The sequence below is a fragment of the Azotobacter salinestris genome (genome assembly GCF_009363155.1).
Classification (GTDB): Bacteria; Pseudomonadota; Gammaproteobacteria; order Pseudomonadales; family Pseudomonadaceae; genus Azotobacter; species Azotobacter salinestris.
In genome coordinates this window covers 2,890,365-2,905,104 of sequence record NZ_CP045302.1, presented here as the reverse complement: position 1 = coordinate 2,905,104, position 14,740 = coordinate 2,890,365, and the positions used below count along the sequence as shown (strand labels likewise).

The window sequence follows — 14,740 nt, the reverse complement described above, 5'->3', positions numbered from 1 at the left end:
CGCCGGCTGATTCAGAGCAGCGCCTCCAGGGCCTGCGCCTGGGCCCTGAGGGCGTCGATCCGGGCGCGCAGGCGGGCGCCGCGCTGGCGCTCGATCCAGGCCAGCCAGTCGTCCATGCCCTCGCCGCTGCGCGCCGAGACGCGGATCACCTCGATGTCCGGGTTGACCCGCCGGGCGTAGGCGATGCAGGCCTCGACGTCGAAGTCCAGGTGCGGCAGCAGGTCGGTCTTGTTGAGCAGCATGAGGTCGGCGGCGTGGAACATGTCCGGGTACTTGAGCGGCTTGTCCTCGCCCTCGGTGACCGAGAGGATCGCCACCTTGTGCGCCTCGCCCAGGTCGAAGGCCGCCGGGCAGACCAGGTTGCCGACGTTCTCGATGAACAGCAGGCCGCCTTCGAGGTCGTCCAGCCGCGCCAGGGCGTGGCCGACCATGTGCGCATCCAGGTGGCAGCCCTTGCCGGTGTTGACCTGCACCGCCGGCACGCCGGTGGCGCGGATGCGCGCGGCGTCGTGGTCGGTCTGCTGGTCGCCCTCGATCACCGCCAGCGGCCGGCGCCGGCCGAGCAGCTCGATGGTTTTGGTGAGCAGGGTGGTCTTGCCCGAGCCGGGGCTGGACACCAGGTTGAGGACGAACAGCGACAGGGCGTCGAAGCGCGCGCGGTTCTCGGCGGCGTAGCGGTCGTTCTTGCCGAGGATGTCCTGCTCGATCTGCACCATGCGGCTCTGGCTGAGGCCCGGCGCGTGGGCGCGGGCCGGGCCCTGGCCGAAGTGCAGGTTCAAACCCTCGACCACCAGCGGCGCGGCCTCGGCCGGTGCTGGGCGGCGCACGAAAACGTGCTCGTGGTGGGAATAGCCATGATCATGGGGGTGAGTGTGGGGGTGGGCATGGTCATGCCCGTGATGATGGTGCTCGCCCTCGATCCGGGTTTCGCCCTCGGCGCAGCCGCAAACGGTACACATGCTTATTCTACCTCCAGTTCCTTGACCCGCAGCTCGTCGCCCTGGGTGACCTGCAATCGGTAACTGCCGCACTGCGGGCAGGCGTCGTAGCGTCGGCGGATCGCCACGCTGGCGTTGCAGCCGAGGCACCAGGCGCGCCCCGGCAGCTCGACGATCTCCAGGCGCGCGCCCTCGGCGAGACTGCCGCGGGTCACCGCCTCGAAGCAGAAGCGCAGCGACTCGACCTCGACCGCGGCCAGCGGGCCGATCTCCAGCCACACCGCCTTGACCCGCTCGAAGCGCTGCGCCGCGGCCTGCTCCTCCAGCAGCTGGACGATGCCCTCGGCGATCGACATCTCATGCATGAATGATCTTCACCTCGAACGCGACGCAGGGATCGAGCGCAAGGATCAGCTCGCGCAGCAGCGCCTCGCAATCTCCTTCGGCCACCCGCACGCCGCACAGCCGGCGGCGCAGCGGGCCGTCGGCATGGAAATTCCAGTCGGTCGGCGCCAGCAGCTGCCAGGCGCCGACCGTCCCCTCGTCCAGACACACCCGGTGCAGCAGAGCGCCGCGGGCGGTCTGCGCCAGGCCGACGCCCTCCCCCGCCTGCAGCCCGGCCACCGCCGGCGGCAGCGGCGGCTGCTGCTGCAGCGAGTCTATCGCCTGCGCCGTGCGCCGCAGCAGCGCGCCGACGTGCTGCTCGATCTGCGCGGCGGCCGTCGCCTGCATCCCGGCGATGGCGGCCGGGCCGGTGATTCGCGGCGCACCGGCGATTTCCGCCCGGACGTCGCCCGCACGCAGCTGCGTCAGCAGTGCCGGCAGATTCGCCGGATCGACGCTTTCCGGCAGCGCTCCGCCGAGCGCGACCGCTTGCCAGGGCTTCAGCCGCGCGCCCAGCCAGTCGACCGGTGCCGGCAACTGCAGAGCGGTCCAGGCGGCGACCAGCGCGGCCAGGGTCTCCTCCAGCTGCGGATCGGCCGGCTGCGGCTCAGCGCGAAAGGCGCTCAGCGGCTGCAGGCGGCTGGCGGCCTGCCGGCACAGGGCGAGCAGCGCCTTGAGCCGCTCCAGGGGCAGCGGCAGCGCCCAGACCTGCACCAGACGCAGCAGGGATTCGCGGATCAGTTCCAGCTCGGCGAGCCGGGTGCGGCCCTCTTCCACCTCGGGAATCGCCGTCCAGCCGGCGGCCCGCTCCAGCGCCCGCAGCGCCGCCATCTGCTGGGCCGCGGCGCACAGGCTGAACAGCAGCGGCAGGCACGCCAGGGCCGCCTCCGCCGTCTGCCCGACGAACAGGCGGGAAAGCTGCGCCAGCGGGCGCTGCAACCGGGTGTCGACGCTGCGGATGATGCCCTCCTGCAGCCGCACCTCCACCCGCAGGCGTCCAGCCAGGCTGTCCGGACCGCTCACGGCGCACCGCCCAAAGCGCGACGTAGCAGGGCACGGCGGCCGAGCCGAGGCGGCGGCTCGGGCTCCGGCACGGCGCAGATCAGCCGCAGCACCTCCTCGGCCATCGCCCGCGCCTCGGCCTGGCCGGGGAAGTCCTGCATCGGCGAGCACAGCGAGGCGCTGGCGTAGCGGCCGAGGCGCTCGTCCTCGTGCAGGGTGCATTCGTAGTCGCCGGAGGGCAGCGCCAAGACCGCGCGCTCGCCCTTGGCCGGCAGTGCGGCGTCGGCCGGCGGTTGCCAGAACAGGTTCATGCACCAGGGCGTGATCAGCACGCCGAGCGCACCGACGTCCTCGACCGCGCGCCAGCCGAGCAGCTCCACGACGAGCGCCGGGTTGTACACCGGCAGACCGGCCATGCGCGTGCCGACCGCCCGGTAGTAGGCCTCGATATCCGCCACCGAGAGCATCGACTCAGTCGTCCACGACCATGAACTGCTCGCGGTCGCCATCGCACTGCGGGCAGCGCCAGTGCGCCGGCAGCGCGGCGAAGGGCGTGCCCGCCGGGATCTGCCAGACCTCGTCGCCCTCGGCGGGGTCGTAGCGGTGCCAGCAGATCTTGCATTCGAGCACGGCATCGTCGGCCAGGCGCGTGGCGTCGCCCAGGTAGCTGCCCTCGAAGCGCGCGATCACTCCAGCGCCTCGCGGATCTCGCGCAGCCGTTCGGCGGAGTCGTCGATGTCCTCCCGGGCGGCGCAGGCCACCTGCGGGATGCTGGTCACCTCCAAGGTGTCGAGGATCAGCCGGTCGGTGCTGTTGAAGTACTGCACGCGCCAGATGCCGGGGGTCGCGGTGGCGGCGATGCGGCAGTTGCCGTAGCCGCGCGACAGCACGGTCACCGGGCCCTCGCCGAGCTGCTCGGCGAGGAAGCGCTGGTCCTCGGGGGAGAACGGCAGCAGCGACAGGTTGATCACGTGGGGCGTGGCCAGCTGGCGCTCGGCATGCCGCTTCGCCGCGTCGAGCAGCTCCACCAGCACCGGGCCGGCGTTGAGCAGGTCGTCCGGCAGGGCGCCGAGGCGCGGCCAGCGGGCTTCGGCGAAGGCCCGACGGCGCACCAGCGCGGGAACGTCGGCCACTTCCAGCCATTGGCCGACGACCTCGCCCAGGCCGACCTGCAGCTGCACCCACCAGACCCCGGCCAGCACGGTCTCCTGGATGCGCGCCGGGCGCTGGCCGCCGACCTGGATCGCCACCTCGCCCTCGCCGAGGATCTGCTGGAGCAGCTTCAGGTCGGCCTTGGGCTGGCGGTCGAGGCCGATCACCCGGCTCTGCTCGCCGATCCGGTAGGCGCCCAGCGCCTCCTGCAGCCGCTCCAGCAGCGCCAGGGCGATGGGGTGCGCGCCCAGTTGCCCGGGCTCCGGCAGCGCAGGACGCTCGAAGGTGTGCATCTCGCGCGGCATCGGCAGGTAGTCGAGCCGGTCCTTTTCGCCGTGCGAGCCGGGGCCGAAGCCGGGTGGGAGAAGGGGCAGATCGCCGGTCATGGTTCGCTAATCTCCATTTGGCTACAGGAAGGTGCGCCGCCATCCAGCGACAGCACGGGAATGCGTGGCAGGTCCTCGGGTTCGCCGGCGAGGATCGCCGGGATGCGCTCGAGGTATTCGCCCCAGTTCAGCACCCGCGACAGGCTGCCCAGGTAACGCCCCTCCTTGAGGAACACCAGGCTCGGCCAGACGGAAAAACCGTAGCGCCCCTGCAGGCCGGCCTCGTCTTCACCGGCGATCAGCGCCGGACTGAGCTGCGGGAAGGCCTTGACCAGCTCCGGCAGGATCACCGCGACGTCGAGCGACTCGGGAAAGCGCTTGGGGTCGCCGGCGAAGAACAGCACGGAGAACGGCTGCGCCTGCACCTGGCGGTCGAGACCGGCGGCGTCCAGCAGGGGGTAGCCGAGCGTCGCGGTCAGACGCTCGATCAGGGGGTGGCTCATGGGCTATTCGGCTCCTTGGGGGGCAGTTGCGCCTGCAGGTGGGGCGGCAGTTGCGGCTCACGGTCGAGGTCGGCGAACAGGCCGTCGAGGGCGGCCAGGTCGCCCGCCTGCACGGCCTGCAGCGCGCGCAGGGCCTCGCGGATCTGCGCGGCGCGCCCGGCATCGAGGGCTTCGCGGGCGGCATCGAGGAACACCAGCAGCCAGTCGCCGGGCGCCGGCGGCTCGATCAGCCGCGTGTCGATCCAGCGCGCGCCGCGCTCGTCGCCGCACAGGGCGCGGCCCGGCGCGCACTCCAGCACCTGCAGGGGAATACCGATGCACATGCTCAGTCCTCCTCCCGGCCCGGCTGCGCGATGAAGCGGATGTCGCCGTGACGGTAGGCCACGTCCTCGGCCGGACGCTCGGCCTCGTAGCGGCCGAGGGCCAGCTGCGCCGGCGCCAGTTGCTCGGCGTCGCCGTCGCGCGGCGCGGCGAACACCCCGCGCTCGGCGAGGAAGGCCAGGGCGACCTGCAGCGCCGGCTCCAGCTGGGCACGTACCGGCTCGCGCAGGCTGCCGCCGAAGTCCTCCAGTTCCTCGGGCTGCACGCCGATCAGCAGCAGCTCGCGCGGATAGGCACCGGTGAACGCGGCCAGCGCCAGCACGTCCTGGAAGCCGGTCTGGTGCAGGCTCATGCGCTTGGCGCCCATGAACCTGGGCACCTCGTCGTCGCGCACGAGCTTCAGGGTGCCGGGTGCCAGGCCGTAGTCGACGGCGTCGAAGACGATCAGGCAGTCGGCCTGCTGGACGTGCTGCACCAGATAGATGCCCTGGGTGCCGCCGTCCATCAGCCGCACGCTGTCGGGGAAGCGGTAGCGCTCGTTGAGCAGCTCGACACAGCGCACGCCGAAGCCTTCGTCCGCCCAGAGCAGATTGCCGATGCCGAGAATGAGGATGTTGGGGCTGGAGCCTGTCATGGATCGTTTACCACCGGGCGTTGTGGCCCGGACCGTGGGTCAACTCGCACGTCCCTGATGGCGAAAACCCGGGGCGACACAGCGACCCGGGTGGTGAAAAACGGTGCGGCGCAGACTGCCTGCGCCCCCTGGCGGTGCGCCAGCGGCGGTCAGTCCGGCCGGTCGTCCTTGAACATCCGCCAGCCGCCGACCATGGTGGAGATCAGCGACTGCCGGGACACGATGTCTTCGCGCACGGCCAGATAGACGTGGATCATGACGAAGACGACGAGGTACCACATGCCAAGATGATGCCAGGTGTGCACGTCCTGGCTCTGGCCGAACAGCGGGATCACCCAGCCGAACAGCCGGTCGGCCCAGCTGCCCTGCCCCAGCCCCTCGGCGTAGAGGGCGAAGCCGGTGACGCTCATGAACACCGCGCCGATCACGAAGAAGCAGAACATCGCCAGTTGGCCCAGCGGGTTGTGGCCGATGTACTTCTTCGGGGTCTTCTCGAGGAACAGGTACCAGCGCACCTCGTGCCACAGCTCCTTCCACCAGGCCTTGCGGTGCACCGGCACGAGGAACAGCTCGCGGGCGTGGTGGTTGCCGACGAAGGCCCAGTAGACCCGGCCGACGAAGCCGATGGCCAGCACGTAGCCGGCGGCGAAGTGAGCGAAGCGGATGTAGCCCATCAGGTAGTTGTCCATCGCCTCGCCGGGCATCGTCGGCAGCGGCGCGCCGATGAAGTAGCCGGTCACGCCAAGCACGACGATCGACAGCGCCGTGAGCCAGTGCCAGAGGCGCAGCGGCGCCTCGTAGACGTACACCGCGGTCTGCTTGCGGACCTTCTCCTGGCCGTCGCCGGCCTCCAGGGATTTTTCCAGTGCCATCGCGCAATCCTCCGGTTCAGCGGACCTTCACCCGGGTCAGCTCCTGGCCGTCCGGCGACATCACGTGGGTCGAGCAGGCCAGACAGGGGTCGAAGCTGTGCAGGGTGCGCAGGATCTCCACCGGCTCGTCCGGACGCTCCATCTTCGTGTTGAGCAGCGCGGCCTCGTAGGCGCCGATGTTGCCCAGATGGTCGCGCGGAGTGCCGTTCCAGGTGGTCGGCACGATCGCCTGGTAGTTCTCGATCTTGCCGTCCCTGATCTTGATCCAGTGGCCCAGGGCGCCGCGCGGCGCCTCGTTGATGCCGACCCCCTTGGCCTCCTTCGGCCAGGTGCTCGGGTCCCACTTCTCGACGTTGGCGGTGGCGCGGTCGCCGGCCTTGATGTTGCCGACCAGGGCCTGCCAGTCGTCGAGCATGCTGTCCACCGCCAGCTCGCACTCCAGGGCGCGCGCCAGGGTGCGGCCGAGGGTCGAGGGCAGGAACTGCTTGAGGCCGAGGTCAAGGCCGGTGCTCTGGTTGAAGGCGGCCAGCGAGCGGTCGACCTGCTCCTTCACGTATTCGCGGCCGGAGGCGTAGGCGATGATGTAGCGCGCCAGCGGGCCGACCTCCATGGCGTGGCCGCGCCAGCGCGGCGCCTTGATCCAGCTGTACTTGTGCGCCTCGTCCAGCTCCTTGATGTTCGTGCGGGTGCCCTTGGTGTTCGGGCCGAGCTCGAATTTCGGCTCGGTGACGCCGTCCCAGGGGTGCAGGCCACGGGTTTCGTCGGCGTAGCTGTACCAGGAGTGGCTGACGAACTCCTGGATCTCCTCGGGATCGCGCACGTCGACCGGCAGCACCTCGTCCCAGTTGCCGCCGACGATGGCGCCGGCCGGCAGGAGGTCGCTGGACTTGTCGTACGGAACCTTGGTGAAGGTGCCGTAGGAGAGCAGGTTGTGCCCGGCCAGGCCGCCGCCGTACAGCCAGTCCTTGTAGATCCCGGCGACCGCCAGGACGTCCGGCAGGTAGACGTTCTTGGTGAACTCGCGGGCCTCGTGGATGCGCTCGAGGACGAAGTTCAGGCTGGTCATGTTGACCGGCGCGCCGGCGGCGCCGACGTCGTCCAGGTTGATGGCGCAGGCCACACCGCCGACCATGTAGTTCGGGTGCGGGTTCTTGCCGCCGAAGATGGTGTGGATCTTGACGATGTCCTTCTGCAGGTCCAGCGCCTCCAGGTAGTGGGCCACGGCCATCAGGTCCGCCTCGGGCGGCAGCTTGTAGGCCGGGTTGTCCCAGTAGCCGTTGGCGAACAGGCCGAGCTGGCCGCTCTCGACGAACTTCTTCAGGCGCGTCTGCACGTCGCGGAAGTAGCCGGGGCTGGACTTGGCGTGGGCCGGCGAGACCGCCTGCTGCAGGGCGGAGGTGGCCTTGGGGTCGGCCTTCAGGGCGTTGACCGGGTTGACCCAGTCCAGCGCGTGCAGGTGGTAGAAGTGCACGATGTGGTCGTGCACCTGCAGCGTCTTGTCCATCAGGTTGCGGATCAGGTGCGCGTTGTAGGGGATGCGGATGCCCAGGGCATCCTCCACCGCGCGCACCGAGGTCAACGCGTGGGTGCCGGTGCAGACGCCGCAGATGCGCTCGACGAAGGCCCAGGCATCACGCGGGTCGCGGCCCTTGAGGATGACCTCGAGGCCGCGCCACATGGTGCCGGTGGACACCGCGTTGGTGATCACGTTGTTGGCGTCGACGTTGACCTCGCAGCGCATGTGGCCCTCGATGCGGGTCACCGGATCGACGACGATGCGCCGGCCGGATTTGTCGAGCTGGCTGGCGTTCGGCAGGCTGCTCATGCCTGATCCCCCTTGTTCTGCAGACGCTTGATGGCAGTGACCGCGGCGTGGGCGGCGATGGCGGCACCGACGCCGCCGGCGACGGCGGCTCCGATCTCGTCGGCGTTCTTCTCGATGCCGAACTGCGGGATGGTGCTCAGCCGCTCATAGAACGAGCCCTTGTCCCAGAAGCCGTCCTCCGAGCAGCCGATGCAGCCGTGGCCGGCCTGGATCGGGAAGGAGGTGCCCTCGTTCCAGCGCACCGTGGAGCAGGCGTTGTAGCTGGTCGGCCCCTTGCAGCCGACCTTGTACAGGCAGTAGCCCTTGCGCGCGCCCTCGTCGTCCCAGTGCTCGACGAACTGGCCGGCGTCGAAGTGCGGGCGGCGGTAGCATTTGTCGTGGATGCGCTGGCCGTAGAACATCTTCGGCCGGCCCTGGCGGTCCAGTTCGGGGAGCTTGCCGAAGGTCAGCATGTAGGTGATCACCCCGGTCATCACCTCGGCGATCGGCGGGCAGCCCGGCACCTTGATGATCGGCTTGTCAGTGATCACCTTGTGGATCGGCACCGCCTGGGTCGGGTTCGGTTTGGCCGCCTGCACGCAGCCCCAGCTGGCGCAGCTGCCCCAGGCGATCACCGCCTTGGCGTCCTTGGCGGCGTGCTTGAGCTGGTCGAGGAACGGCTTGCCGCCGACGATGCAGAACATGCCGTCCTCGTTGAGCGGCGGGTTGCCCTCCACGGCGAGGATGTATTCGCCCTTGTACTTCCTCATGGTCTCTTCGAGGGCCGCCTCGGCCTGGTGGCCGGCGGCGGCCATCAGGGTGTCGTCGTAGTCCAGCGAGATCATCGACAGCACCACGTCCTTGACCAGCGGGTGGGCCGAGCGGATGAACGACTCGGAGCAGCAGGTGCACTCCAGGCCGTGCAGCCAGAGCACCGGGGTGCGCGGCTTGGTTTCCATCGCGTGGGCGATCTGTGGGGCGAAGGTCGGGCCGAGGCCCAGGGCCGCGGCCGTCAGGCTGCAGTACTTGAGGAAACTGCGGCGGGTGATGCCCTGACGCCGCATCACGTCATAGAAGGTTTCGAGTTGAGACATGCCGTTACCCTTGTGGCCAGGTCGTTTCGGCGCTCCTGCGCATCGTCCTTCGGCTATGACGGCGCGCCGGCGAGATTGCCCACGGTTGCTGAGTGAAAAACCCCGCGAATCATGCGCCAATGCCATGGTTTTGTCATGACTTGGCACCGGGGTACTCGTCGGGCCGGGGGCCAGGCCGCTCTGGCCCGGGCCTGGCGATCAAGCGGCGAAATACCGGCTGTAGAGGAAGAACAGGCTGAAGCCGGTGAGGAACAGGATGCCGGCCCGGCTCAACAGGCGCAGCGCCAGGCCGGGCCGCGCCTCGGCACCGACCTGGTCCGAGAAGATCAGCCGGTAGTTCATCACCGCGAAGACCGGCGCCGACAGGAAGGCGATGCTGGTGACCAGGTCGATCAGCCGGGTCAGGTCGTCGAGGAAGGCCTGCACGATCAGCCAGCCGAGCAGGCTGGTGCCGACCATCCACAGGCTGTGGTGGGCGTGGTGGCGGATTCTCAGGCCCGGCGCCAGCAGATGCAGGGCCTCGGCGAGCGAGCGCGGATAGGCCTCGACCACCGTCAGCACGGTGGAGAGCATCGCCGAGAAGGCGGCGGCGGCCACCACCGGCATCCACAGCTCGCCGAGGGTCGCACCGTACAACTGCACCAACTGCTTGGAAAAGACACTGGCGTTGCCCGACAGGCTCTCGCCCGAGCCGAACATCACCAGCGCGCCGAGGGCGGTGAAGATCAGGGCGAGGAGGATGGTCAGCACGTAGCCGAGGTTGAAGTCCCAGCGTGCCTCGGCCAGGGAGATGCGCCGGCCGAGGGCGCGCTCCTTGGCCTGGACCCACAGCGAGTTCCACACCGAGACCTCGATCGGCGCCGGCATCCAGCCGAGCAGCGCGACCAGGAAGGCGATGCTCAGGGCCGGCACCGGGGTGCCCGGCGCCGCCACCGGCCCCTTGATCGCCGCAGCGAGCGTGGCCGAGACGGTGGCGAGGAACAGCACCGCGAGCATCGCCTTGATCGCCCCTTCCACGTAGCGGTAGTGGCCGAGCACCGTCAGGGCGACGCAGAACAGCAGCAGACCGGCGCTCCAGACGGCATTGGAGAAGCCGAAGCCGAACAGGTTTTCCGCCAGCGCCGCGGTGACGAAGGTCACGCCGGCGATGCTGGTCACGGCGGTGACCAGGTTCAGCGCGAAGAACAGCCCCAGCACCCAGCGGCCCTGCCTCAGGTAGCCCTCCAGCAGGTTCTGCCCGGTAGCCGCGGTGAAGCGGTGGCCATACTCGAAGAACGGATACTTGAGGACGTTGGCCAGGAGGATCACCCACATCAGGGTGAAGCCGTAGTCGGCCCCGGCACGGGTCGACTGCACCAGGTGCGAGACGCCGATGGCCGCTCCGGCCATCATCAGGCCAGGGCCCAGCACCGCGAGCAGGCGCCGGAGGGGATTGCGGGAAGGCTGGGGCGAACGGCCGGCAGGCGCGCCGGCAGCGGTGGAATTGCGCATCGGAAGGTCCGGGAATGGAGGCGGCAGGGCACTGTCGCCGCCCCGCCGCGGGACGGAACGCCCGGCGCACGGCCACAGATCGAAGGGCGTCTATCTTAGCAGGCCGGCAAGCAGGCGGCACGACGATCCGGGACGGAGGCAGGGCAAGCGCATGAGCATGTAGGGGCGTATGCATGCCGACATTTCGCTTCATGCGATTGCCTCGGGAACGGAGGCAAAGACGAAACTTCCCCTTTATTCGCGTTATCCGGCACGCCGCGCCGCACGCATAATGGCCACAAGCCACAAGCCTTTCGAACGGAGCCATCCCGGGCAGCGCCGGCCGCGCATCGCCGCCCGGCAAGACCAACGGAACGGCCCCCCAGCGAATCACCAGAAAACCGGAGCAAGCGTGAAACTCGGAAAGCTCAGCAGCCTCGCCTCGCTGCTCATCGTACTGCTGCTGGCGTTCTCCTCGCTGAACGTGGTACGCACCTTCCTGCTCGCCCAGGAGCGTGGCGACGCCCTGCAGCACCTGCACCGGATGAGCGATGCGCTGAACCTGCTGGCCCGCGGCGCCGACACCCTGACCACCGCCGCCCGCGGCTATGCGGTGACCGGGGACAAGCACTACCTCGAGGCCTTCCTGACCGAGAAGGACATCACCCGCTCCCGCGAGAAGGCCCTGGAACAGCTCGCCGCCATCGGCCTGAGCACGGAGGAGCGCGCCTGGCTGGAGCAGGCCAAGGGCGAGTCCGACGCCCTGCTCGAGCGCAAGCGCCAGGCCTTCGCGAGCTTCGAGCAGGGCGGGCGGGAAAAGGTCATCGCCCTGCTGTTCAGCGAAGCCTACCTGGCCGCCAAGCAGTCGATCATGGCGGCCATCCGCAGGACCGAGGAAAGCATCCACCAGCGCTTCGAGGCCCGGGTCGCGGCGCTCGACGCGCAGGTCGACTCGGCCATGTACGTCACCGTGACCACCCTGCTGCTCAGCCTGCTGCTGGTCGCCTTCACCCTGCGCGGCTTCTATCACCGCCGGCTGCTGCAGCCCCTCGTCGAGCTGACCGAGAAGACCCGGCGGATCGTCGCGGGCGAGCGCGGCCTCAGCTTCGCCGCCGCGGCCGACGGCAGCGAGCTGGGCGATCTGGCCCGCGCCCTGCAGCACTACCAGAATGCGATGACCGAACTGGACGCCCAGCACAGCCGCTTCCGCATGGCCGAGGCCTGGTACCGGCACATCATCGAGTTTTCCCCGGAGGGGATGCTGGTGGTCGACCGCCGGGGCACCATCCTGATCGCCAACGCCAGGGCCCACGAAACCTTCGGCTATGCGCCGGGCGAGCTGCCCGGCCTGAACGTCGACCGGCTGGTACCGTCGTGCATTCGCGACCTGCACGCGCAGATGCGCGAGAAGTTCATGGCCCAGAACGGCCCGCTGCGGCTGATCGGCCGCAACGGCGACCTCCACGGGCTGGACAGGCGCGGTCGGGAGTTCCCCATCGAGCTGAACCTGACGCGCATGCCGCCGCTCGAGGACAAGCCCGACTGCGCCTGCGTCGCGGTGCGCGACATCAGCGAGCGCAAGGCCCTGGAGCAGGCCAACGCCGACCAGCTGGAATTCCAGCGGGTGCTGTTCGACACCATTCCCTTCCCACTCTTCGTCAAGGACCGCGAGGGCCGCTACATCCGCTTCAACCAGGCGTTCCTGGACACCTTCGGGGTCCGCCCCGAGGAGCTGGCCGGCAAGACCGTGCTGGATTTCCGGGCGCTGCCTGCCGCGGAGCGTCCCGGCTACCAGGCCGCCAACGACCAGGTGCTGCGCGAGGGCGGCCTGTTCAGCGCCGAACGGCAGGTCCCCTTCGGCGACGGCCGCCTGCACTCGGCCATCTACACCCTGGCCAGCTACAACAGCGGCGACGGCCGCCCGGCCGGCCTGGTCGGCATGTTCATCGACATCTCGGCGCAGAAGGAGTCCGAGCGGGCCCTGGCCGAGGCCAAGGAGCTGGCCGAGGAGGCGACGCGCATGAAGTCGGACTTCCTCGCCAACATGAGCCATGAGATCCGCACGCCGATGAACGTGATCATCGGCATGACCCACCTGGCCCTGGGCACCGACCTCGACGACCGCCAGCGCAACTTCGTCGAGAAGGCCCACGACGCGGCCCAGGGCCTGCTGGGCATCATCAACGACATCCTCGACTTCTCGAAGATCGAGGCCGGCAAGATGCATTTCGAGCACGTCGACTTCCACCTCGAGAGCGTGCTGGCCAGCCTGGCCGACCTGTCGATCCTCAAGGCCCAGGAAAAGGGCCTGGAGCTGCTCTTCGACGTCGCCACCGACGTGCCCACCGCGCTGGTCGGCGACCCGCTGCGCCTCAGCCAGGTGCTGAGCAACCTGCTCAGCAACGCGATCAAGTTCACCGAGCGGGGCGAGATCACCCTGCGCATCCGCAAGGAGCACGACGACGGCCAGGGCGTCCGGCTGCGCTTCGAGGTGAGCGACACCGGCATCGGCCTCGGCGAGGCACAGCGCAACCGGCTGTTCCAGGCCTTCACCCAAGCCGACTCCTCGACCTCGCGCAAGTACGGCGGCACCGGCCTGGGCCTGGCCATCAGCAAGCGCCTGGTGGAGATGATGGGCGGCGGGATCGGCGTCGACTCGAAGCTCGGCGAGGGCAGCACCTTCCACTTCGACGCCCGCTTCGGCCGCCAGGAAAGCCAGCGCGAACTGCGGGTGGACAGCGCCGACCTCCTCGGCATGCGCGTGCTGATGGTGGACGACAACGCCAGCGCCCTGGAGATCTTCGCCAGCATGCTGAGCGCGCTGCGCTTCGCGGTGACCACGGTGGACAACGCGCCGCAGGCGATCCGCCTGCTGGACCGGGCCCAGCAGGAGGGCAACCCCTACCGCCTGGTGATCATGGACTGGCTGATGCCGGGCATGGATGGCGTCCAGGCGGTCGGCGCGATCCGCAACGACCCGCGGATCGCCGAGACCCCGCTGTTCGTGATGGTCACCTCGTACAGCCGCGACGAACTGCTCGAGCGGCTCGGCAACGTCGCGGTGGAGGGCCTGCTGGTCAAGCCGGTCACCCCGTCCGGCCTGCTCGACGGCATCCTCAACGCCTTCAGCCGCAGGATGATGGCCATGCCGCGCAGCCGGCAGGAGCTGGAAAGCGAGGCCGAACAGGCTCAGAAGGCCCTGCAGGGCGCCCATCTGCTGCTGGTCGAGGACAACCCGATCAACCAGGAAATGACCGTGGAGATCCTCGGCACCGCGGGCATCCGCGTGGATGTCGCCAGCAACGGCGCCGAGGCCGTCGACAGGGTCGTCGCGCAAGCCTACGACGGCGTGCTGATGGACTGCCAGATGCCGGTGATGGACGGTTTCGAGGCCACCCGACGGATCCGCCAGGAGGGCTTCGCCGAGCTGCCGATCCTGGCCATGACCGCCAACGCCATGGCCGGCGACCGCGAGCGCTGCCTGGACGCCGGGATGAACGCGCACATCGCCAAGCCCATCGACGTCGCCCAGCTGTTCATCACCCTCAACCAGCAGATCCGGGTCAGACAGCCACGCGCAGCCCTCCCCCCGGCCCGCAGCGCCGCGGCGACGGCCGGACTGCCGGCGATCGCCGGCCTGGAGCAGGCCGAGGCGCTGAGCCGGCTGGGCGGCAACCAGGCCCTGCTCCGCCGGCTGCTGGCACGCTTCGCCGCCAGCCAGGGCGACACCGCCGCCCGTCTCGGCGCCGCCCTCGCGGCCGGCGACCGGGAGGACGCCCTGCGCATCGCCCATACCCTCAAGGGCCTGGCCGGCAACATCGGCGCCACGGCGCTGGCGGCCCGGGCCGCGGCCCTCGAGCAATGCCTCAGGCAGGACCGGGAGCTGCCTGCCGGGGCGCTGGACGATCTGGACCAGGCGCTCGGCAGCCTGTGCGAGGCCATCGTCGCGGCCCTGCCCGCCGGCGAGGCGGCTCCCGCGCCAGACGCCGAGCCGCTGGACCTGTCTGGCCTGAGCGAAGGACTCCAGGCCCTGGAAGCCCTGCTGCGCGACGACGATGCCGGCGCCGCGGCGCAACTGCGCGCCCTGAGCGCCCGGCTGACCGCCCTCGGCCTCGGCGCGCAAGCCGGCGAGCTGCAGGCGCTGATCGCCCGCTACGACTTCGAGGCCGCCCTGGCCAGCCTCGAGGCCATCCAGCGGACCCTCGCCCCGACCCTGGCCTGAATGCCGAGCCTTCCTCTT

14 protein-coding genes are annotated in these 14,740 nt (G+C 69.8%); 1 reads left to right on the top strand and 13 read right to left on the bottom strand.

Translation table 11 applies throughout. From position 1 onward, the window contains the following. Window positions 1–11: 11 nt before the first annotated feature. The 13 genes from hypB to GCU53_RS13475 form a co-directional block, all read right to left on the bottom strand. Complete coding sequence (hypB, locus tag GCU53_RS13535; protein ID WP_152388086.1) at window positions 12–959, bottom strand: hydrogenase nickel incorporation protein HypB; 948 nt, start codon at window positions 957–959, stop codon at window positions 12–14. A 2-nt stretch (window positions 960–961) separates the two neighbouring features. Beyond that, on the bottom strand, window positions 962–1,303 hold the full coding sequence (gene hypA / locus GCU53_RS13530; protein ID WP_244306761.1) for a hydrogenase maturation nickel metallochaperone HypA: 342 nt from the start codon (window positions 1,301–1,303) through the stop codon (window positions 962–964). Further along, the gene (locus GCU53_RS13525; RefSeq protein ID WP_152388085.1) at window positions 1,296–2,345 is read right to left on the bottom strand and encodes a nickel-dependent hydrogenase large subunit; all 1,050 of its coding nucleotides are present in this window, start codon (window positions 2,343–2,345) and stop codon (window positions 1,296–1,298) included. Before GCU53_RS13525 ends, hypA begins: the two co-directional genes overlap by 8 nt. Beyond that, on the bottom strand, window positions 2,342–2,791 hold the full coding sequence (hybE, locus tag GCU53_RS13520; protein ID WP_152388084.1) for a [NiFe]-hydrogenase assembly chaperone HybE: 450 nt from the start codon (window positions 2,789–2,791) through the stop codon (window positions 2,342–2,344). Before hybE ends, GCU53_RS13525 begins: the two co-directional genes overlap by 4 nt. 4 nt (window positions 2,792–2,795) lie before the next feature. Further along, window positions 2,796–3,014, bottom strand: coding sequence for a rubredoxin (locus GCU53_RS13515; protein ID WP_152388083.1), 219 nt, complete (start codon window positions 3,012–3,014; stop codon window positions 2,796–2,798). Then, entirely contained in the window at window positions 3,011–3,862 is an 852-nt protein-coding gene (locus GCU53_RS13510) for a hydrogenase expression/formation protein (protein ID WP_152388082.1), read from the bottom strand. Before GCU53_RS13510 ends, GCU53_RS13515 begins: the two co-directional genes overlap by 4 nt. Further along, window positions 3,859–4,305, bottom strand: coding sequence for a thioredoxin domain-containing protein (locus GCU53_RS13505; RefSeq protein WP_152388081.1), 447 nt, complete (start codon window positions 4,303–4,305; stop codon window positions 3,859–3,861). The genes GCU53_RS13510 and GCU53_RS13505 overlap by 4 nt, the downstream gene beginning before the upstream one ends. Then, window positions 4,302–4,628: a HypC/HybG/HupF family hydrogenase formation chaperone gene (gene hypC, locus GCU53_RS13500; protein WP_152388080.1), complete on the bottom strand. Its 327-nt coding sequence runs from the start codon at window positions 4,626–4,628 to the stop codon at window positions 4,302–4,304. The genes GCU53_RS13505 and hypC overlap by 4 nt, the downstream gene beginning before the upstream one ends. Before the next feature lie 2 nt (window positions 4,629–4,630). Continuing rightward, on the bottom strand, window positions 4,631–5,260 hold the full coding sequence (locus GCU53_RS13495) for a HyaD/HybD family hydrogenase maturation endopeptidase (protein WP_152388079.1): 630 nt from the start codon (window positions 5,258–5,260) through the stop codon (window positions 4,631–4,633). A 149-nt stretch (window positions 5,261–5,409) separates the two neighbouring features. Further along, window positions 5,410–6,132, bottom strand: a complete 723-nt coding sequence (cybH, locus tag GCU53_RS13490) for a Ni/Fe-hydrogenase, b-type cytochrome subunit (protein WP_152388078.1) — start codon at window positions 6,130–6,132, stop codon at window positions 5,410–5,412. 16 nt (window positions 6,133–6,148) lie between these two features. Next, window positions 6,149–7,957, bottom strand: coding sequence for a nickel-dependent hydrogenase large subunit (locus tag GCU53_RS13485; RefSeq protein ID WP_152388077.1), 1,809 nt, complete (start codon window positions 7,955–7,957; stop codon window positions 6,149–6,151). Further along, entirely contained in the window at window positions 7,954–9,030 is a 1,077-nt protein-coding gene (locus GCU53_RS13480; protein WP_152388076.1) for a hydrogenase small subunit, read from the bottom strand. The genes GCU53_RS13485 and GCU53_RS13480 overlap by 4 nt, the downstream gene beginning before the upstream one ends. A 198-nt stretch (window positions 9,031–9,228) precedes the next feature. Further along, window positions 9,229–10,521 (bottom strand): Nramp family divalent metal transporter, encoded by a 1,293-nt coding sequence (locus tag GCU53_RS13475; RefSeq protein ID WP_152388075.1) that lies wholly within the window; start codon window positions 10,519–10,521, stop codon window positions 9,229–9,231. A 391-nt stretch (window positions 10,522–10,912) separates the two neighbouring features. On the opposite strand from GCU53_RS13475, the gene GCU53_RS13470 reads away from it, so the two are divergent. Then, entirely contained in the window at window positions 10,913–14,722 is a 3,810-nt protein-coding gene (locus tag GCU53_RS13470; protein WP_208845251.1) for a response regulator, read from the top strand. The last annotated feature ends 18 nt before the right edge of the window (window positions 14,723–14,740 follow it).

Bases quoted from the DNA above. Each gene is read 5' to 3' on its own strand.
- GCU53_RS13510 (WP_152388082.1), bottom strand. From the start codon at position 3,862: ATGACCGGCGATCTGCCCCTTCTCCCACCCGGCTTCGGCCCCGGCTCG.
- hypC (WP_152388080.1), bottom strand. From the start codon at position 4,628: ATGTGCATCGGTATTCCCCTGCAGGTGCTGGAGTGCGCGCCGGGCCGC.
- GCU53_RS13475 (WP_152388075.1), bottom strand. From the start codon at position 10,521: ATGCGCAATTCCACCGCTGCCGGCGCGCCTGCCGGCCGTTCGCCCCAG.
- hybE (WP_152388084.1), bottom strand. From the start codon at position 2,791: ATGCTCTCGGTGGCGGATATCGAGGCCTACTACCGGGCGGTCGGCACG.
- GCU53_RS13480 (WP_152388076.1), bottom strand. From the start codon at position 9,030: ATGTCTCAACTCGAAACCTTCTATGACGTGATGCGGCGTCAGGGCATC.
- cybH (WP_152388078.1), bottom strand. From the start codon at position 6,132: ATGGCACTGGAAAAATCCCTGGAGGCCGGCGACGGCCAGGAGAAGGTC.
- GCU53_RS13495 (WP_152388079.1), bottom strand. From the start codon at position 5,260: ATGACAGGCTCCAGCCCCAACATCCTCATTCTCGGCATCGGCAATCTG.
- hypB (WP_152388086.1), bottom strand. From the start codon at position 959: ATGTGTACCGTTTGCGGCTGCGCCGAGGGCGAAACCCGGATCGAGGGC.
- GCU53_RS13505 (WP_152388081.1), bottom strand. From the start codon at position 4,305: ATGAGCCACCCCCTGATCGAGCGTCTGACCGCGACGCTCGGCTACCCC.
- hypA (WP_244306761.1), bottom strand. From the start codon at position 1,303: ATGCATGAGATGTCGATCGCCGAGGGCATCGTCCAGCTGCTGGAGGAG.
- GCU53_RS13485 (WP_152388077.1), bottom strand. From the start codon at position 7,957: ATGAGCAGCCTGCCGAACGCCAGCCAGCTCGACAAATCCGGCCGGCGC.